Raw genomic sequence first — 18189 nt, forward strand, 5'->3', positions numbered from 1 at the left:
AGTGCACTATTTCCGCCCTTTGCGCCGCTTGGAGCCCCCGCCGGACGCCTTGGAGCCGGCGTCGTCGGCGGCCGGCTCGCCGACGACCGTCTCTTCGAGGGCCGATTCGGCGAGCGGCCAGTGCGCGCGCCACTCCTCCTCGGTGACCTCGCCCAGCGGCGCGACGTCGAGTTCGACCGGAACGTTGTCGCCGCGGCGCGCGGCCGCGATCGCTGTCTCCACGCTGCGGACCGTGTCAACGAACTCCAAAACCGCGGCGCGAAGCGCGCTTTCCGCATCGAAGTCGGCGGCCACCGAAACGGAGGTCATCTCGGCGGGGATCAGGTCGGCGGGTAACCCCGCCTTCTCGGCGCGCTGAATCACCTTCTGCGCCAAAGCCAGTGCCGGTTGACCGGTGTGCACGTCGTCCATCACCGAGTTTCGCGCCTTTGCCGCCCTTTCTGAGGCCTTGGCCTCCTCCCATTGAGCCAACTGCTCCTCGAGTGAAATCGATTGCCCCGCAAGCACTCCTGGTACCCGATTGCCCAGTTTACGCATCAACGCGGCCGCGACGTCGTCGATGGTGAACGCCGACTGCGGCGCGTCCTCGGCGATGCGGGCGTGGAAGAGGACCTGTAGCAACACATCTCCGAGTTCCTCGCGCAGCTGATCGGCGTTGCCGCTGCGCACCGCGTCCAGCAGCTCGTAGGTCTCCTCGAGCAGAAACCTGCGCAACGAATCGTGGGTCTGTTCGCTCTCCCACGGTCCCGCGGTGCGCAACTTGTCCATCAACGCCACGGCGTCGACCAGTCGCTCGCCGCGCGGCCTGTCCGGCGCCGAGATCAGCCGCGCCCCGGCCGCCAATCGGGCGGCCACGGCCGGGTGGTCCGGATCGGAGGACAGCAGCACCGGCGCTGGAGCGTTGGGGTCCCCGGAGTGCACCGGTCGCGCGGCGGGCAGCGACCAGGGCACCGCGACGGGCATCTCCTCGGTGTATTGCACTTCGCCGGCGAGGTGCTCGATGGCCTCGACCGGCACCAGCGACGGGCGGCGGGGGTCGAACAAGACGACGATCATGCGCGCCGCTCCTCCCCGCTCGTGGGTGCTGGTGACCCCGTTATACCAATCTCTATCTGTGGTTTTCCCTGCAGTGCCGTGACGAGGTTGGCCACCATCTGCAGCAATTCGACGTCGCGCAGGCGCGGCGCCCCGACCCCGCCGGCCCGCGGAATGGGCACCTGAACCGTGGACGTCGTGGCGCGGTAGTGCGCCGCCGGGTACATCCGCTTGAGCCGCACCTGGGCCGAATCCAGCAGCGTCACCGGCGACAGCCGCACGGTCGCCGCCGACGGGGCCGAGACCTCGGTGATGCCCGCGTCGCGGCACAACAGCCGCAGCCGCGCGACGGCCACCAGCCGCTCGGCGGGCTCGGGCAGCGCGCCGTAGCGGTCGATCAGCTCCTCAACAACGGCGCCGACGGCGGCATCGTCGGAGGCCGCGGCCAGCCGCCGGTAGCCCTCCAACCGGAGCCGGTCGCTGGCGATGTAGTCCGGCGGCAGGTGCGCGTCCACCGGCAGGTCGATCCGCACATCCTTGGGCTCCTCGGGCGTGGTGACCGTTTGGCCGTCGGCGGCCGCCCGGTACGCCTCCACGGCCTCGCCCACCAGCCGCACGTACAGGTCGAAGCCGACCCCGGCGACGTGCCCGGACTGCTCGACGCCCAGCACGTTGCCGGCGCCGCGGATCTCCAGGTCCTTGAGCGCGACGGCCATGCCGGCGCCCAACTCGTTGTTCTGCGCGATGGTCGCCAGCCGGTCGTAGGCCGTCTCGGTCAGCGGCGCGTGTTGCGGATACAGGAAGTAGGCGTAGCCGCGCTCGCGGCTGCGGCCGACCCGGCCGCGCAGCTGGTGCAGCTGCGACAACCCGAAGGTGTCGGCGCGCTCGACGATCAGCGTGTTGGCGTTGGAGATGTCCAGGCCGGTCTCCACGATCGTGGTGCAGACCAGGATGTCGTACTCGCGGTTCCAGAAGCCCTGCACGGTGCGTTCGAGCCGCTCCTCGGGCATCTGCCCGTGCGCGACGACGACACGCGCCTCGGGCACCAGCTCGCGGACCCGGGCGGCGGCCCGGTCGATGGAGCTCACCCGGTTGTGCACGTAGAACGCCTGGCCGTCGCGCAGCAGCTCGCGCCGCAACGCGGCCGCGACCTGCTTCTCGTCGTGCGGGCCGACGTACGTCAGCACGGGATACCGCTCCTCGGGCGGGGTGAGGATCGTCGACATCTCGCGGATGCCGGCCAGGCTCATCTCCAGCGTGCGGGGGATCGGGGTGGCGCTCATGGTGAGCACGTCGACGTGGGTGCGCAGCGACTTGATGTGCTCCTTGTGCTCGACGCCGAACCGCTGCTCCTCGTCGACGACGACCAGCCCCAGATCCTTCCAGCGCACCCCGGTCTGCAGCAGCCGATGGGTGCCGATCACGATGTCGACCGTGCCGTCGGCCAGGCCGTCGATCACGGCGCGGGACTCGGCGGTGTCGGTGAACCGGGACAGCCCCTTGACGGTCACCGGGAAGTCGGCCATCCGCTCGCTGAACGTCTGCAGGTGCTGGTCGGCCAGCAGCGTGGTGGGCACCAGCACGGCGACCTGTTTGCCGTCCTGGACGGCCTTGAACGCCGCCCGCACGGCGATCTCGGTCTTGCCATAGCCGACGTCGCCGCAGATCACCCGGTCCATCGGGACCGGCTTTTCCATGTCGGCCTTGACCTCGGTGATCGCGGTGAGCTGGTCGACGGTCTCGGTGAACCCGAACGCGTCCTCCATCTCGGCCTGCCACGGGGTGTCCGGCCCGAACGCGTGCCCGGGGCTGGCCTGCCGCTTGGCGTACAGCGACACCAGCTCGCCGGCGATCTCGCGCACGGCCCGGCGCGCTTTGGTCTTGGTGTTGGCCCAGTCGCTGCCGCCGAGCCTGCTCAGCGCCGGCGCCTGCCCGCCGACGTAGCGCGACAGCTGGTCCAGCGAATCCATCGGCACGTACAGCTTGTCGGAACCCCCGCCCCGCTTGCTCGAGGCGTATTCGAGAACCAGGTACTCCCGGCGCGCGCCGCCGACGGTCCGCTCGACCATCTCCACGAACCGCCCGATGCCGTGCTGGTCGTGCACCACCAGGTCGCCGGCCGTGAGCGCGAGCGGGTCGACGGTGTTGCGCCGCCTGGCGGCCAGCCGCTTTCCCTCGACGGCCGTCGCCCGGTTGCCGGTCAGATCCGTCTCGGTGATGACCACCAGGTTGGCGGGCTCGCCCGGGATGATCAGGCCGTCGTGCAGCGGGCCCTTGAGCACGCCGACCACCCCGGGTTTCGGAGCGGCGCCCGGTTCCAGCATGGCGGCGGGGGTTTCGGACTCGGCGAGCCGCTCGACCACCCGGTGCGCGGTCCCGGTGCCGGGCGCGACAACCACGGCGTGCCCGCCCGTGGCCACGTGGGCGCGCAGCATCGCGAAGATGCCGTCGATGTCGTGCTGGTGCCCGCGGGCCGACGGCGCCGCCCGAACTTCCAGCTCCACCGCCGACTCGTCGGAGAGCTGGCTCAGCGTCCACCACCGGTGACCGGCGCGGGCCGCCGCGGCCCGCACATCGTCCAGTTCGGCAAAGCCGGATCCGCCGAACTGGGCCACGTCGACGGGCGCGTCGGTGCCCAGCGCCGCGACCGACCACGACGCCTCGAGGAATTCGCTGCCGGTCTTGATCAGGTCGGCCGCGCGGCTGCGCACCTTCTCCGGGTCACACACCAAGATCGGGGTGCCGCCGGCCAGTTGGTCTGTCAGCAGCACGTGCTCGCCGGGCCGCAGTACCGGCAGCAACGCCTCCATGCCGTCGACGGCGATGCCCTCGCCCAGCTTGGCCAGCATGTCGGTGACGCTGCCGGTGATGGCGGGTTCGCCCGTGGAGTGCCGGGCGGCCAGCGCGGCGGCCCGCTCCCGCACGTCGTCGGTGAGCAGCAGTTCGCGGCAGGCCACCGCGGTGACCGCGTCGACCTCGATCTCGGGGATGGAGCGCTGATCGGCGACGGAGAACATCCGCATCTCGCTGACCTCGTCGCCCCAGAACTCGACGCGCACCGGGTGTTCGGCGGTCGGCGGGAAGACGTCGAGGATCCCGCCGCGCACGGCGAACTCACCGCGCCGGCCGACCATGTCCACCCGGGTGTAGGCCAGCTCGACCAGTCGGGCGACGACGTCGGAGAAGGCGGTCTCCCGGCCGACGCTCAGGGTGACCGGCTCCACGTCGCCCAGCCGCGGCGTCATCGGCTGCAACAGCGACCGCACCGCCGTCACCACCACTTGCAAGGGCGGGCCCAGCCGCGCTTCGTCGGGGTGAGCCAGCCGGCGCAGCACCAGCATGCGGGTGCCGACGGTGTCGATGCCGGGGGAAAGACGTTCGTGCGGCAGGGTTTCCCAGGACGGGAAGACCGTCACGGCGTCGCCGAACGCCCCGCGCAGTTCGGCGGTCAGTTCGTCGGCCTCGCGCCCGGTCGCGGTGACCACGAGCAAGGGACCCAGCCGCGCCAGCGCGCCGGCGACGAACAACCGCGCGCTGGCCGGTCCGGCCAGGTTCAATTCGGCGGGTCGGGTTGCCGCGCTGTCGATCAGCTGCCGGAAGGTCGGCGCGGTCAGCGCCAGATCCACGAGCCCCGCGATCGGGGTTTCTGGGCGAACAGGCCCCGGTGCGGTCATGATGAATCCATTCTAGGGGCGCCAAAGATCGTCAATATTGAGCCCGGCGCCGTCAAGGGATCGTAAGAAAAGCGGCGCCCGAGCTGCGGCGGGCGCACGTTTGATTCATGACACTGCTGGACATCGTGCCGTCGCTTGGTCGGGCGGCATCTCGCCGGTTCGATTCCACGATCTGGCCGGTCACGACCCGCCCCGATGAGGACGGGCAGCTCTGCGTCGGAGGCGTGCCGCTGGCCGACATCGCCGACGAATTCGACACCCCGGCCTACGTCATCGACGAGGCCGACTTCCGCCATCGCGCCCGCCGCTACCGCAAGGCGCTGCACGGTGTCGGGATCGTGTACGCCGGGAAGTCGCTGCTGACCACCGCGGTCGCGCGGTGGGCGCGCGAGGAGGGCCTCGGTGTCGCTGTCTGCTCGGGCGGTGAACTGGCCGTTGCCCTGGCCGGGGGAGTGGACCCGGCACGGATCGTCATGCACGGCAACGCGAAGTCGCCCGACGAGCTGCGCGAGGCCGCCCGGGTGGGCGTCGGGCGCGTCGTGGTCGATTCGTGCATCGAGATCGCCTACCTCGCGGGCCTCGCCTGCCGGCGCCAGCCGGTGCTCATCCGGGTGACCCCCGATATCGACATTCACGGACACCGCGCCGTCACGACCGGCATCAGCGATCAGAAGTTCGGCTTCACCCTCGCCGGTGACCGTGCCGCGGACGCGGTGAAGCGCGTGCTGTCGCACCCCATCCTCGACCTGGTGGGGCTGCACTGCCACCTCGGCTCGCAGGTCACCGACGCGGCCCTGTACGGCGAAGCGATCCGCCGGATGATCGCGGCCATGGCCGACATCCGCGCCCACCACGGCGTCATCCTCACCGAGCTCAACATCGGCGGTGGGCACGCCATCCCCTACCTTCCCGGCGATCGCGAGCTCGACCTCGGCGAGCTGGCCCGCGTCATCGAGGACGCCCTGGACGAGGCCTGCGCGGCCGAGCACTTCCCCCGGCCGGCCGTCGTGGTCGAACCCGGACGCGCCATCTGTGGCCGGGCCGGTCTGACGCTGTATCGGGTGTGTTCGGTGAAGACGCAGCCGGGCGGCCGCACCTTCGTCGCCGTCGACGGCGGAATGAGCGACAACCCGCGGGTGTCGTTGTCCGGCGCGCACTACACCGTCACGCTGGCGAACCGGCACCCGCGGGGAGCCAGACAGCGCGTCACCGTGGCCGGCCGGCACTGCGAGGCCGGCGACGAGATCGTCCGCGACATCGAGCTGCCGGCGGACCTTCGCCCCGGCGACCTGCTGGCCGTGGCCTGCACCGGCGCCTACCACCACAGCATGGCGTCGAACTACAACATGGTCGGCCGTCCGCCGCTGGTGGCGGTCAAGGGCGGCCGGGCCCGCGCCCTGATGCGCCGCGAGACGATCGCGGATCTGCTCTCCCGTGACTGCGGCTAGTGGTGAGTGCAAGCGCCGCGTAGCGGGGCGCAGCAGCTCACCACCATCGAGCTAGTGGTGAGTGCAAACGCCGCTAGTGGTCACGGCACGTCGCGCTCGGCGAAATGGCGCTGCCGCGCCGACAACGCCGCCGCCCGCTGGTAGGCGGTGACGCGCCGCAAGGGGTCGAAGTACTCGTCGACGTCGTCGATGTCGATCACCGTGGCGGTCGGCGTCGCGGGCTGCTCGGCCGCGGTGGCCCGCCAGGTCACGACCCCACTTCGATACCCGCGGGCGTCGAGCCAGTTTTCGACGCCGACGTCCTGGGCCGCCACCAGCACCCGCACGCGATTGCCGTCGGTGTGCGACTGGGCCCGGTTCAGGCTCGTCTGGCGGGTCGCGATGTCGATCATCTCGCTCCACCGGTTGGTCAGGCAGATGCCGACATATGGGCTGCCGGCGGGGATTTCGTAGTCGATCACCAAGGCCTGGCCATCCTCCAGTTCCCAGGAGATGGGCACGAACCACGCTCCGGCCATGGCCGACGGTGGTTGCATCGGCGGGATGGCGACGTTCTTCGGCAAGGCTCCGAAGACGCGCGCGGGAATGTCGTTGACCCACATGGTGAAAAGGTCGCGCGACGCGGCCAACTGCGCATCGAACGCGGCGACGGCGTGCGCCAGCGACGGCGGCTCCGCCGGTGGTCGCGGATTGAGGCATTCGATGCGGATGCTGCCTTTCGACTGCCGTTGCCAGTCGCCGTAGGTTTGATAGCAGCAGAACGACTCGGCCCCGGGGGGAAGCTCAAACCAGTTGGCATCTCCTATCTTCTCGCGGCTGAAGTAGATCTCGAAGGAGCCGTCCGGCGCGACGTCGAGGTCCTCGGACTGCGTCTTGACCGCCCGGGCCTGGTCATCCTTGCCGGCGTAGACGCCGAAGGTGGTCTGTGCAACCGAGCCCAATTGGCCGTACACCCGGTAGTCGTGCGCATCGTCGATGCGCGCCGACAGGTACAGGGTGTCGGGGTTGGAATGCCCCCAGTTCCAGGGCGCGTACTGGGCATTGATCAGCGTTGGTCGCACCGGGTCGCTGCGCAGCTGCAGCCCCAGGTACTGAATGTGGCCGACCAGGCGCCCGAGAAGCGCAGTGGCAGAACCCTCGTCGAGGTCGCCCTGCGCCAGCGCGACGGCGAGCAGGTCGTCGTGCAGATCGCCGAACCGCCGCCATGCCGCCCGCACGGCGTCGTTCAATTCTTCGGTCATCGCTTGTCCTCGATTCCGTAGAAGTCGCGGTAGTACTGGAGTTCGGGCCACATCGTGGCGATGTCGAGTCCGTAATCCTCGGCACGGTAGATGTTGGGCTTGCGGGTGGCCATGCCACGCTCGGCCATGAACCTGCTCATCTTCCGATGCACCTCGGCGGTGAGTTCCATGCCGAAGTGGTCGTAGACCTCCTTGACGCACGCCATTGGGTCGCGAACCATCCGATCCATCGGAAAGTCGATGAATTGCGCTGAGCGGTCCGCGAATTGGCGCCGCAGTTCGACGTTGCGGGCGAGCATGCTCCCGGTGCGCCAGCTCATGTAGCGGCCGTGGTCATGCCAGTCGACGCCGTCGGTCACCATCGCGAAGACGGTGCCGGACAGCTTGCAGCTGGACGCGATGACTTCGGTGGGTTCTCGGTAGGTGGTGACGAAGCGGGCGTCGGGGAAGACGTCGAGGATCTTGTCGATGTTGGCCATGTGCGGTGGCGTCTTGAGTAGCCAGCTCTCCCGGGGACGCAGTCCCCCGCTCTGCATGTACTGCAGGAGCAGCTTCTCCTCCTGGTAGACCCAGGTGCGGTCCTGGTCGGCCAGCCACCGGTCGTAGCCCTGGCAGTTGAACATGACGAGGAACGTCTCGCTGTGAAAGGCGTAGGCGTGCAACAGCGCGCATTCCTGGGCCTCCCACGCGCCGAGCGGGTGGGCCGCGTCCAGATCGGGGGCCAGCGCCAGGGTGCGCCGGATCTGCTTCTCACTGCGGTCGATGCGCGGGTCGGTGCGCATCGTGGCGGGATCCAGCGGTGGGTGCAGCTCGTCGCACTCCCAGGTGAGGGGGAAGCGAAACCGATCGTCCTGGCTCAGCAGGTGATGGGTGATCGTGGTGCCGGTGCGGGGCGCGCCAACCAGGAAGACCGGCTTGGCGATGACCTCCTCCCGGATCGAGGGATTCCTGCGGACGTGGTCCATGACCAGCAACCGCTGGCGCAACAGGTTCGTGATGTGCGTCGTGGCCAGGATCCGGCCGAAGCCGTTGAGCTTGTCCTCGCTGTTGATCGACTCGATGAGCCGGTCCAGGCCCGCTTCGAAGCGGGGGTCGCCGAAGTCGGTCAGCCCGCCGGCGCGCCGGCTGGCCCGGTCCATGAGCGCGTACTTGCGCAGCGGCAGGGGATGAGCGCCCAGCAGCCGCGCGGCGCGGTAGCCGCCGTTGAGGATCCGAAACGGTAGCGGTCTGGGTGGGGTTTCGATGGCCATGACGGGCGTTCCTCATCGTTGAGTGGACACGCGTTATCCGGTCGCTTCGGTCTAAACCGATTGATGCGCAGCATTATTCGCGACCCGTTCCGATTGATCGGTGTTCAGGCGGACCGTTGTGCCCGGCTCCGCAAAACATTACGATCTGAACGTAATGAAATCAACACCTTTCGAGCGCCGGCGTCGCGACACGAAGTCCCAGGGGCGGCCCCGCGATGCGCGCATCGACGACGCGGTGCTGCAAGCCACCAACGAACTGCTCGAAGAGATCGGCTATGCGCGGCTGAGCATTCCGTTGGTGGCGGCCCGTGCCGGCGCCACGCCGCCGGCGGTGTACCGGCGTTTCCCCACCAAGATCGAACTCGTCTTCGCGGCGGTGTTTCCCCCGACGCCACAAGAGGAGTTGCCGTTGACCGGTGACCTGCGGACGGTCGTGCGCAGCCTGCTCGAGGGATCGATCCAGCTGTTCAGCCGGCCGGCGGTGCACAGCGCGGTGTCGGGCCTGACGGCCGAACTGCCGTCTGAGCCCGGGCTGTCGGCGCGGCTGCTGGATCGGCTGCAGGGCGGCACCTACGAGCGCCTGCAGCACTACCTCGACGACGCGGCCGCCGACGGGTCGGCGGCCGGCGGCATCGACGCGCGCCTGCTGATGGACATGATCGGCGGCACGGTCATGATGTCGATGGCCACCGAGCGCACGCTCGACGACGCCTGGCTCGAACACAACACCACGCTGATCGTCCGGGGGCTCACCCGGTGACCGCTGGCGAGGCCGAGCGGCCGATGGAAGTCGTCGCCTCCGCGCCGGCCCAGCTCGGCCTGGCCGAGATCGGGCCGTGGGCGGCGCGCATGGAGCGCATCGGCTTCGAGGTCATCCACGTGTCCGAAACCATCCACGACGCGTTCACGGTCGCGGCGATGGCGCTGACCCACACGACGCGGCTGACCGTGCGGACCAGCATGGCCCTGGCGTTTCCGCGCAGTCCCATGATCACCGCGTACGCGGCCTGGGATCTCGCCAAGTACTCCGACGGGCGCTTCCAGCTCGGCCTGGCCTCCCAGGTCCGCGGCAACATCGTCGGACGATTCTCGGTGCCGTGGTCGCAGCCGACCCCGCGCATGAGGGATTACATCGAAGCACTGCTGGCCATCTTCCGCGCCTTCCAGACCGGCGAGCCCCTCGACTACAGCGGGCGGTTCTACCGATTCGACCGCCTCCAGCCGTATTTCAACCCCGGCCCGATCGCGTGTCCGGCTCCACAGATCTGGACCGGCGGGGTGAACGCGAAGATGTGCGCTCTGGCCGGCGAAATCTCCGACGGCTTCGTCTGCCATCCCACCAATTCACACCCGTCGATCCTCAAGTCGCAGACTCTGCCGGCCCTGGCCGAGGGCGCGAGAAACGGTCGCCGCACGACGACCCCGCTCGCCGTGGTGGCCAACCCGCAACCGTTGATGGCCGCCACCGCCGACGAGCTGGCGCGGATGCGGGAACACCGGCAAAAAGAACTTGCCTTCCTCTACAGCACCCCGGCCTATCGCCGGCAACTCGAACACTTCGGCTTCGAGGGCGTCGGCGAGGCGCTGACCGGCATGGCGCGCAGGAACGAATGGTCCGAACTGCACAAGCACCTCACCGACGAGGTGCTGGACATCGTCGTGCCGCAGGGCACCTACGACGACATCCCGGCAGTGCTCGAGTACTGGTATTCCGGGGTGTGCACCGGTCTGAGCCTGCCGGTCATCGACGTGCCGGACGACGTGCTGGGAACCCTCATCGATCGCCTCAAGGCCATTCCCACCCTCAGGGAACAAACACCAGGAAGGTAGCAATGAACGCAGCACAATCGGCTCTGGCGTTGAAGTCAATCGTCGCCAAGCAGTGGCAAGCGCACAGCCCGCTCGTCCGGCGCCCCCCGAAGGACTTCGCCGGCCAGTACGGACCCTGGGCGCTCGTGGCCGGCGCGAGCGAGGGCATCGGCGGCGCCTGGGCGGATTATGCGGCGTCCCAAGGTTTGTCGGTTGCGATCGTCGCGCGCAACCCCGAAAAGCTGGAGAAGAAACGCCAAGAGTTGGTGACACGGTTCGGCGTGGAGGTGCTTGCCATCTCCCAGGAACTGGGGGCGACGGATGCCGTGGAAAACATCGTCGCGGCCGTCGGCGACCGCGAAATCGGACTGCTGGTATCCAACGCCGCGCTGGCCACGGTCGGGGGATTCTGGGCCGATAACCTCGAATTCGAGCGGCAGCGGATAAACATCAACTGCTGCAGTCCATTTGGGCTGACCTACCACTACGGGGCCCTGATGAAGGCGCGCCGTCGTGGCGGCATCGTCCTGATGAGTAGCGGCACGGGGCTGATCGGCAGCCCGTACTACACGCACTACGGCGCGACGAGGGCATACAACATCATTCTCGCCGAGGGGCTCTGGTACGAACTGAAGCCCCACAACGTACACGTGTTGGCGTGCATGGCCGGGCTCACGAGTTCACCGGGGGCCGCCGATGCGCTCGAGGTCGCGCGGGCCCGGGGCAGCCTCATCAATACGCCCGAAGAAAACGTCGAAGAGGCGGTCCTCTATCTCGGCAAACGGCCCAGCATGCAAGTGGGGGCGCCGAACCGGCGCATGATGTTCGTCGTGACCCGCCTGCTGCCGCGACCCCTGGGCATACGAGAAATCGGCAAACACGCCCTGAACAATTTCCTGGGCGGGGTGCGGCCCTAGCCGCGCCCTACTCGTCCTGCAGCCGGGGATCGGCCTCCAGGTGCGTCAGGCCGTTCCACATCAGGTTGACCAGGTGCGCGGCCACCACTTCCTTCTTGGGCTCGCGGGTGTCGAGCCACCATTGCGCCGTCATCGACACCGAGCCCACCAGCGCCTGCGCGTAGAGGGGGGCCAGGTCGGGATCCAGCCCCCGGCGGGCGAAGTCGCCGGCCAGGATCGAGCTGACCTGGCTGACGGCGTCGTTGAGCAGGCTGGAGTAGGTGCCCGAGCTGATCGCGGCCGGCGAGTCGCGGATCATGATGCGGAATCCGTCGGTGCGTTCTTCGACGTAGGTGAGCAGCGCCAGCGCGACGCGCTCGACCCGCACCCGGGACCGGTTGTTGGTCAGCGACGAGGTGATCATGTCCAACAGCGCCGACATCTCGCGGTCGACGACGACGGCGTACAAGCCCTCCTTGCCGCCGAAATGCTCGTAGACGACGGGCTTGGAGACGTTGGCCCGCAGCGCGATCTCCTCGATCGAGGTGCCCTCGTAACCGCGTTCGGCGAACAGCGAGCGTGCGATGCCGATGAGCTGCTGGCGGCGCTCGCTACCGGTCATGCGGGCGCGTGGCGCCCGCGCTTCCTTGTCCGGCTCCTTTTGCGTTTGAGGGTCCAGAACGGCCACGTCAATCAGCGTATCGGTTCGGCGCGGCGCTGCCGTCCCGTCTAGAGTCTTGGTGGCGTGGGCCTGTGGGCCGGCAGTCCGTCGTGGTGTAATCGGCAGCACATCAGATTTTGGTTCTGAGAGTTCAGGTTCGAGTCCTGGCGACGGAGCTAGCGTGGCCCTTTGCGGCGAGCGTGCATGAAATGACACGCTTGACGGCGTGTCGGCGTACAAACACGCACGCTCGCGCGAAGAAGGGAGATCCGTGTCGTTTCGTGGTGACACCGCGGTCCTGGTTCTCGCGGCCGGACCCGGCACCCGGATGCGCTCCGACACCCCGAAGGTGGTGCACACGATCGCCGGCCGCAGCATGCTGGCGCATTCCCTGCACGCCGTCGCCAAGGTGGCGCCCCAGCATCTGGTGGTGGTCCTCGGCCACGATCACGAGCGCGTCGAGCCGCTGGTCGCCGAGCTGGGCGACACCCTCGGCCGCACGATCGACGTGGCGCTGCAGGACCGGCCGCTGGGCACCGGCCACGCGGTCCTGTGCGGCCTGTCGGCCCTGCCCGACGACTACGCCGGCATCGTCGTCGTCACCTCGGGCGACACGCCGCTGCTGGACTCCGACACCCTGGCCGGCCTGGTCGCCACCCACAGCGCCCAGGCGGCCGCGGTCACGGTGCTCACCACGACGCTGACCGATCCGGTCGGCTACGGCCGCATCCTGCGCACCCAGGACAACGAGGTGATGGGGATCGTCGAGCACACCGACGCGACGCCCTCGCAACGCGAGATTCACGAGGTCAACGCCGGCGTCTACGCCTTCGACATCGCGGCGCTGCGATCGGCGCTGAGCCGGCTGAGCGCCAACAACGCCCAGCAGGAGCTCTACCTGACCGACGCCATCGCCATCCTGCGCGGGGACGGCCGGACCGTGCATGCTCAGCACGTCGCCGACAGCGCGCTGGTGGCCGGCGTCAACAACCGCGTCCAGCTGGCCGAACTGGGCGCCGAATTCAACCGCCGGATCGTCGCCGCCCACCAGCTGTCCGGCGTGACCATCATCGACCCGGCCAGCACCTGGATCGATGTCGACGTGACGATCGGCCGCGACACCGTGATCCACCCCGGCACTCAGCTGCACGGCCGCACCAGGGTCGGGGGTCGCTGCGTCGTCGGGCCCGACACCACCCTGACCGACGTCGTCGTCGGTGACGGCGCGTCGGTGGTGCGCACCCACGGCACGTCCTCGTCGATCGGGAACGGCGCCACGGTCGGCCCCTATACGTATCTGAGGCCGGGAACCGCGCTGGGATCCGACGGGAAGCTCGGCGCGTTCGTCGAGACCAAGAACTCCAACATCGGGACCGGCACCAAGGTCCCGCATCTGACGTACGTCGGCGACGCCGACATCGGCGAGCACAGCAACATCGGCGCGTCCAGCGTGTTCGTCAACTACGACGGCGAGTCCAAGCGACGCACCACGGTCGGCTCGCACGTCCGCACCGGCTCGGACACCATGTTCGTCGCGCCGGTGACCGTCGGCGACGGGGCCTACACGGGCGCCGGCACGGTGGTGCGCGACGACGTCCCGCCGGGCGCGCTGGCGGTGTCGGCGGGGCCGCAGCGCAACATCGAGGGCTGGGTGCAGCGCAAGCGGCCGGGCAGCGCGGCGGCGAAAGCGGCCGAGAAAGCCACCGAGCAGGACCCGCCGGCCGCCCCTTCGGCAGCACCCGAATCGACACCGTGAATTCGGCTGCTGGCAACCCGGCCACATTTCCGTACGATTCGCTTCGTACGATTGGGCCTTCCTCTCTAGATTCCAATCCCGATACGGCGAGGGCAGTGCGGTGAGCCACGACTGGACCGATAACCGAAAAAACCTGATGCTGTTCTCGGGCCGCGCGCATCCGGAGCTGGCCGAACAGGTGGCCAAGGAACTCGACGTCCACGTCACCGCGCAGACCGCGCGGGAATTCGCCAACGGCGAGATCTTCGTTCGTTTCCACGAGTCGGTGCGCGGTTGCGACGCGTTCGTCCTGCAATCGAACCCGGCGCCGGTGAACAACTGGCTGATGGAACAGCTGATCATGATCGACGCGCTCAAGCGCGGCAGCGCGAAGCGGATCACCGCGGTCATGCCGTTCTACCCCTACGCCCGGCAGGACAAGAAGCACCGCGGGCGCGAGCCCATCTCCGCGCGGCTGGTCGCCGACCTGCTCAAGACCGCGGGCGCCGACCGGATCGTGACCGTCGACCTGCACACCGACCAGATCCAGGGCTTCTTCGACGGGCCCGTGGACCACATGCGGGCGCAGAACCTGCTGACCGGCTACATCAAGGACAACTACCCCGACGGCAACATGGTCGTGGTCTCCCCCGACTCGGGCCGGGTGCGCATCGCCGAGAAATGGGCCGACGCGTTGGGCGGCGTCCCGCTGGCCTTCATTCACAAGACCCGTGATCCGCGGGTGCCCAACCAGGTGGTGTCCAACCGCGTCGTTGGCGAGGTCGAAGGCCGGACTTGCGTCCTGATCGACGACATGATCGACACCGGCGGCACCATCGCCGGCGCGGTCAACCTGTTGCGTGACGACGGCGCCAGCGACGTGGTGATCGCGGCGACCCACGGCGTGCTGTCCGACCCGGCCGCCGAGCGCCTGGCCTCCTGCGGCGCCCGCGAGGTGATCGTCACGAACACGCTGCCCATCGACGAGCAGAAGCGCTTCCCGCAGCTCACGGTCTTGTCCATCGCGCCGCTGCTGGCCAGCACCATTCGCGCCGTTTTCGAAAACGGCTCCGTGACAGGGCTTTTCGACGGAGACGCCTAGATGGCCGATACCGTCATCTACCATAACCCGAAGTGCAGCACCTCCCGCAAGACGCTGGATTTGTTGCGGGACAACGGCGTTGAGCCGAGGGTCGTCCAGTATCTGAAGACCCCGCCGTCGCGGGCCGAACTCGTTGACATGATCCGTGACGCCGGCATCGACGTCCGCACAGCCGTGCGCAAGCGCGAACCGCTCTACGCCGAGCTCGATCTCGCCGACGCGACCGATGAGCAATTGCTCGACGCGATGGCCGAGCATCCCATCCTGATCGAACGCCCCTTCGTCGTCACACCGAAGGGCACCCGGCTGGCGCGGCCGATCGACGCGGTGCGCGAGATTCTGTGAGGTTGCGTTGCGGCGCCGCCGTCGTGGCGGTCGCGCTCTCCGTGGCGGCCTGTTCACCACCGAAACCCCCTGACTACCAGTCGGTCCTGACGAGGAGCTCGACGACCGGCGCCGCCCCGACGACGACGCAGAAGCCCGTCCCCTTGTCGCAGTATCTGCAGAACATCGGCGTCAACGGGCAACAGGTGGCGCCGGGCTCGCTGCCGGATCTGAGGGTGTCGATACCGACACCGGCGGGCTGGTCGCCGTTCACCAGTCCGAAGATCACCAAGGAGACGGTGATCATCTCCAAGGGCGGCAAGTATCCGACCGCCCGGCTCGTGGTCTTCAAATTGGTGGGGGATTTCGACCCGGCCCAGGTGATCCAGCACGGCAACGACGACGCCCAGCTGTTCGAGGATTTCAAGCAGCTGGACGCCTCGACGGCGAATTACAACGGCTTTCCGTCGTCGATGATCCAGGGCAGCTACGACCTCGACGGCACGCGGCTGCACAGCTGGAACCGGATCGTGCTGCCCACCGGGTCGCCGCCCGCGAACCAGCGCTACCTGGTTCAGTTGACCATCACCAGCCTGGCCGACCAGGCCGCCGCGCAGGCACCCGACATCGAGGCGATCATCCACGGATTCGTGGTGGCCGCAAAGTAATTGCCGTCGCCGAAAGTGCAACTGGCCACGCATTTCTCGAGTGGCGCCGTCGGTAGTTGCACTCTCGCGGCACGTTTTCATTAAGCTGTTCAGCCATGACGAACTGGACCGCCGCTGACCTGCCGTCGTTCGCGGGGCGCACCGTGATCATCACCGGAGCCAACAGCGGGCTGGGCGCGGTGACCGCCCGCGAGCTGGCCGCCCGGGGCGCGCAAATCGTCATGGCCGTCCGCAACGCGGGCAAGGGCGACGCCGCCGCGAAGCAGATCACCGGCGACGTCGAGGTGCGCCGGCTCGACCTGCAGGACCTGGCGTCGGTGCGCCAGTTCGCCGACGGGGTGGACACCGCCGACGTGCTGATCAACAACGCCGGCATCATGGCCGCGCCCCACGCGCTGACCGCCGACGGCTTCGAGAGCCAGATCGGCACCAACCATTTGGGTCATTTCGCGCTCACCAACCTGTTGTTGCCCAAGCTCGTCGACCGCGTCGTCACGGTGTCGTCGATGGCGCACTGGCCGGGCCGCATCGACTTCGACGACCTGAACTGGACGAACCGGCGCTACTCCCCCTGGCTGGCCTACAGCCAGTCGAAGCTCGCCAACCTACTGTTCACCAGCGAGTTGCAGCGCCGGCTCGATGCGGCCGGATCCAAGCTGCGCGCGCTGGCCGCCCACCCCGGCTACTCGCACACCAACCTGCAGGGCGCCTCCGGCCGCAAGCTGGGCGACGCGCTGATGTCGGCCGTCACGCGGGTGGTAGCCACCGACGCCGATTTCGGCGCCCGGCAGACCCTCTACGCGGCCTCGCAGGACCTGCCGGGCGACACGTTCGTCGGCCCCCGGTTCGGCTACCTCGGTCGCACCCAACCGGTCAGACGCAGCCGCCGGGCGCAGGACGCGGCCACCGCGGCCGCGCTGTGGGAGCTGTCCGAGCAGCTCACGGGCACCAAATTTCCGCTCTGAGGCGCACATGCGCTAACCTGACCGGGCGTTCACGGCGAGGGTGCTAGCACACCGTTATCGACGGAGACCGACGTAATTGTCGCGACCTGGCCGTGCCCCGAACGAGTGAGCAACAGGAGCGACACGATGGCCAAGTCAGCAGTCAACCAACTCCCGGTGACGGTGCGTACCGAAACCGGCAAGGGCGCGTCCCGCCGGGCCCGCCGCAACGGCAAGATTCCGGCCGTGCTCTACGGTCACGGCGCCGAGCCCCAGCACCTGGAACTGCCCGGCCACGACTACGCGGCGGTGCTGCGGCACTCGGGCACCAACGCGGTGCTGACACTCGACATCGCCGGCAAGGAGCAGCTGGCGCTGACCAAGGCGCTCGACATTCACCCGATCCGCCGCACCATTCAGCACGCCGACCTGGTGGTCGTGCGCCGCGGCGAGAAGGTTCACGTGGAGGTCAACGTCGTCATCGAGGGCGACGCCGCGCCCGACACCCTGGTCACCCAGGAGACCAACACGATCGAGATCGAGGCCGAGGCCATGTCGATTCCCGAGCAGCTGACCGTGTCCGTCGAGGACGCCCCTCCCGGCACCCAGTTCACCGCCGGGCAGATCACGCTGCCGACGGGCGTCAGCCTGGTTTCCGACCCCGACCTGCTGGTGGTCAACGTGGTGAACGCGCCGACCGCTGCAGACCTCGCCGAAGAGGGCGCCGGCGAGGCCGAGGGCGAAGCGGCAGCGGCCGAGGCCGAAGAGGGCGGCGAAGCCGAGGCCTCCGGACAAGAGTCCGAGTAGGCAGACCGCGACGTGGCCGAACCGCTTCTGGTGGTCGGCCTGGGCAATCCCGGGGACAACTACGCCCGCACCCGGCACAACCTCGGGTTCATGGTCGCCGACCTGCTCGCGGCGCGGCTGGGTGCAAAGTTCAAGGCGCACAAGCGCTCCGGCGCCGAAGTCGTCAGCGGCCGGCTGGCCGGACGCTCGGTGCTATTGGCCAAGCCGCGCTGCTTCATGAACGAGTCCGGCCGCCAGGTCGGGCCGCTGGCGAAGTTCTACTCCGTTGCCCCGGCCGACGTCATCGTCATCCACGACGACCTCGATCTGGAGTTCGGCAGCATCCGGCTCAAGATCGGCGGCGGCGAGGGCGGCCACAACGGGCTGCGCTCGGTGGCGGCGGCGCTGGGCACCAAGGAGTTTCAGCGGGTGCGCATCGGCATCGGCCGTCCGCCCGGACGCAAAGACCCGGCGGCGTTCGTGCTGGAGAACTTCACCGCCGCTGAGCGTGGCGAGGTCCCGACGATCTGCGAGCAGGCCGCCGACGCCACCGAGCTGCTCATCGAGCTCGGGCTGGAGCCGGCGCAGAACCGCGTCCACGCCTGGTAGGCGGGAT

At 68.7% G+C, this 18189-nt stretch carries 16 protein-coding genes and 1 tRNA gene; 12 read left to right on the forward strand and 5 right to left on the reverse strand.

The features are described 5' to 3' along the window. Window positions 1-6: 6 nt before the first annotated feature. Window positions 7-1056 (reverse strand): nucleoside triphosphate pyrophosphohydrolase, encoded by a 1050-nt coding sequence (locus tag BN4348_RS49335; protein WP_066915271.1) that lies wholly within the window; start codon window positions 1054-1056, stop codon window positions 7-9. Further along, the gene (gene mfd / locus BN4348_RS49340; RefSeq protein WP_066915273.1) at window positions 1053-4709 is read right to left on the reverse strand and encodes a transcription-repair coupling factor; all 3657 of its coding nucleotides are present in this window, start codon (window positions 4707-4709) and stop codon (window positions 1053-1055) included. Before mfd ends, BN4348_RS49335 begins: the two co-directional genes overlap by 4 nt. Before the next feature lie 107 nt (window positions 4710-4816). On the opposite strand from mfd, the gene lysA reads away from it, so the two are divergent. Next, window positions 4817-6157 (forward strand): diaminopimelate decarboxylase, encoded by a 1341-nt coding sequence (gene lysA, locus BN4348_RS49345; RefSeq protein WP_066915275.1) that lies wholly within the window; start codon window positions 4817-4819, stop codon window positions 6155-6157. An 80-nt stretch (window positions 6158-6237) separates the two neighbouring features. Here lysA and BN4348_RS49350 read toward each other — a convergent pair whose 3' ends face one another. Together BN4348_RS49350 and BN4348_RS49355 are read right to left on the reverse strand one after the other, a co-directional pair. Continuing rightward, complete coding sequence (locus BN4348_RS49350) at window positions 6238-7398, reverse strand: DUF1214 domain-containing protein (protein ID WP_066915277.1); 1161 nt, start codon at window positions 7396-7398, stop codon at window positions 6238-6240. Beyond that, window positions 7395-8648: a sulfotransferase family protein gene (locus BN4348_RS49355; protein WP_066915279.1), complete on the reverse strand. Its 1254-nt coding sequence runs from the start codon at window positions 8646-8648 to the stop codon at window positions 7395-7397. The genes BN4348_RS49350 and BN4348_RS49355 overlap by 4 nt, the downstream gene beginning before the upstream one ends. Window positions 8649-8802: 154 nt before the next feature. On the opposite strand from BN4348_RS49355, the gene BN4348_RS49360 reads away from it, so the two are divergent. The 3 genes from BN4348_RS49360 to BN4348_RS49370 are packed head-to-tail and all read left to right on the forward strand — an operon-like array spanning window position 8803 to window position 11374. After that, window positions 8803-9408: a TetR/AcrR family transcriptional regulator gene (locus tag BN4348_RS49360; protein ID WP_211145748.1), complete on the forward strand. Its 606-nt coding sequence runs from the start codon at window positions 8803-8805 to the stop codon at window positions 9406-9408. 23 nt (window positions 9409-9431) lie between these two features. Beyond that, entirely contained in the window at window positions 9432-10478 is a 1047-nt protein-coding gene (locus BN4348_RS49365) for a TIGR03617 family F420-dependent LLM class oxidoreductase (RefSeq protein WP_066915347.1), read from the forward strand. Window positions 10479-10480: 2 nt separating this feature from the next. Beyond that, window positions 10481-11374: an SDR family NAD(P)-dependent oxidoreductase gene (locus BN4348_RS49370; protein WP_084454362.1), complete on the forward strand. Its 894-nt coding sequence runs from the start codon at window positions 10481-10483 to the stop codon at window positions 11372-11374. A gap of 7 nt (window positions 11375-11381) precedes the next feature. Here the strand turns inward: BN4348_RS49370 and BN4348_RS49375 are convergent, their stop codons facing one another. Further along, window positions 11382-11975 (reverse strand): TetR/AcrR family transcriptional regulator, encoded by a 594-nt coding sequence (locus BN4348_RS49375; protein ID WP_142308819.1) that lies wholly within the window; start codon window positions 11973-11975, stop codon window positions 11382-11384. Between the two features lie 143 nt (window positions 11976-12118). On the opposite strand from BN4348_RS49375, the gene BN4348_RS49380 reads away from it, so the two are divergent. The 8 genes from BN4348_RS49380 to pth all read left to right on the forward strand — a co-directional run bounded on the left by BN4348_RS49380 (window position 12119) and on the right by pth (window position 18182). Beyond that, window positions 12119-12190 (forward strand) — tRNA-Gln (locus BN4348_RS49380). A gap of 95 nt (window positions 12191-12285) precedes the next feature. After that, window positions 12286-13770 carry a bifunctional UDP-N-acetylglucosamine diphosphorylase/glucosamine-1-phosphate N-acetyltransferase GlmU gene (gene glmU, locus BN4348_RS49385; RefSeq protein ID WP_066915349.1) on the forward strand — a complete coding sequence of 495 codons (1485 nt, stop codon included), beginning with the start codon at window positions 12286-12288 and terminating at the stop codon, window positions 13768-13770. Window positions 13771-13870: 100 nt separating this feature from the next. Beyond that, window positions 13871-14851 (forward strand): ribose-phosphate diphosphokinase, encoded by a 981-nt coding sequence (locus BN4348_RS49390; protein WP_066915287.1) that lies wholly within the window; start codon window positions 13871-13873, stop codon window positions 14849-14851. Further along, a complete protein-coding gene (gene arsC, locus BN4348_RS49395; protein WP_066915289.1) occupies window positions 14852-15196 on the forward strand; it encodes an arsenate reductase (glutaredoxin) in 345 nt (114 codons plus the stop codon). Next, window positions 15193-15843, forward strand: a complete 651-nt coding sequence (locus BN4348_RS49400) for an LpqN/LpqT family lipoprotein (RefSeq protein ID WP_066915291.1) — start codon at window positions 15193-15195, stop codon at window positions 15841-15843. The genes arsC and BN4348_RS49400 overlap by 4 nt, the downstream gene beginning before the upstream one ends. Window positions 15844-15938: 95 nt before the next feature. Continuing rightward, the gene (locus BN4348_RS49405) at window positions 15939-16808 is read left to right on the forward strand and encodes an oxidoreductase (protein WP_066915294.1); all 870 of its coding nucleotides are present in this window, start codon (window positions 15939-15941) and stop codon (window positions 16806-16808) included. A gap of 126 nt (window positions 16809-16934) precedes the next feature. Then, window positions 16935-17594 (forward strand): 50S ribosomal protein L25/general stress protein Ctc, encoded by a 660-nt coding sequence (locus BN4348_RS49410; RefSeq protein WP_066915351.1) that lies wholly within the window; start codon window positions 16935-16937, stop codon window positions 17592-17594. A gap of 12 nt (window positions 17595-17606) precedes the next feature. Then, the gene (pth, locus tag BN4348_RS49415) at window positions 17607-18182 is read left to right on the forward strand and encodes an aminoacyl-tRNA hydrolase (protein ID WP_066915296.1); all 576 of its coding nucleotides are present in this window, start codon (window positions 17607-17609) and stop codon (window positions 18180-18182) included. The last annotated feature ends 7 nt before the right edge of the window (window positions 18183-18189 follow it).

This window comes from Mycobacterium interjectum (assembly GCF_900078675.2).
Lineage (GTDB): Bacteria > Actinomycetota > Actinomycetes > Mycobacteriales > Mycobacteriaceae > Mycobacterium > Mycobacterium interjectum.

Excerpts from the sequence above, each read along its gene's own strand:
- BN4348_RS49405 (WP_066915294.1), top strand. The coding sequence starts at position 15,939 with ATGACGAACTGGACCGCCGCTGACCTGCCGTCGTTCGCGGGGCGCACC.
- arsC (WP_066915289.1), top strand. The coding sequence starts at position 14,852 with ATGGCCGATACCGTCATCTACCATAACCCGAAGTGCAGCACCTCCCGC.
- BN4348_RS49370 (WP_084454362.1), top strand. The coding sequence starts at position 10,481 with ATGAACGCAGCACAATCGGCTCTGGCGTTGAAGTCAATCGTCGCCAAG.
- lysA (WP_066915275.1), top strand. The coding sequence starts at position 4,817 with ATGACACTGCTGGACATCGTGCCGTCGCTTGGTCGGGCGGCATCTCGC.
- mfd (WP_066915273.1), bottom strand. The coding sequence starts at position 4,709 with ATGACCGCACCGGGGCCTGTTCGCCCAGAAACCCCGATCGCGGGGCTC.
- BN4348_RS49365 (WP_066915347.1), top strand. The coding sequence starts at position 9,432 with ATGGAAGTCGTCGCCTCCGCGCCGGCCCAGCTCGGCCTGGCCGAGATC.
- BN4348_RS49355 (WP_066915279.1), bottom strand. The coding sequence starts at position 8,648 with ATGGCCATCGAAACCCCACCCAGACCGCTACCGTTTCGGATCCTCAAC.
- BN4348_RS49375 (WP_142308819.1), bottom strand. The coding sequence starts at position 11,975 with ATGACCGGTAGCGAGCGCCGCCAGCAGCTCATCGGCATCGCACGCTCG.
- BN4348_RS49350 (WP_066915277.1), bottom strand. The coding sequence starts at position 7,398 with ATGACCGAAGAATTGAACGACGCCGTGCGGGCGGCATGGCGGCGGTTC.
- BN4348_RS49360 (WP_211145748.1), top strand. The coding sequence starts at position 8,803 with ATGAAATCAACACCTTTCGAGCGCCGGCGTCGCGACACGAAGTCCCAG.
- BN4348_RS49410 (WP_066915351.1), top strand. The coding sequence starts at position 16,935 with ATGGCCAAGTCAGCAGTCAACCAACTCCCGGTGACGGTGCGTACCGAA.
- BN4348_RS49335 (WP_066915271.1), bottom strand. The coding sequence starts at position 1,056 with ATGATCGTCGTCTTGTTCGACCCCCGCCGCCCGTCGCTGGTGCCGGTC.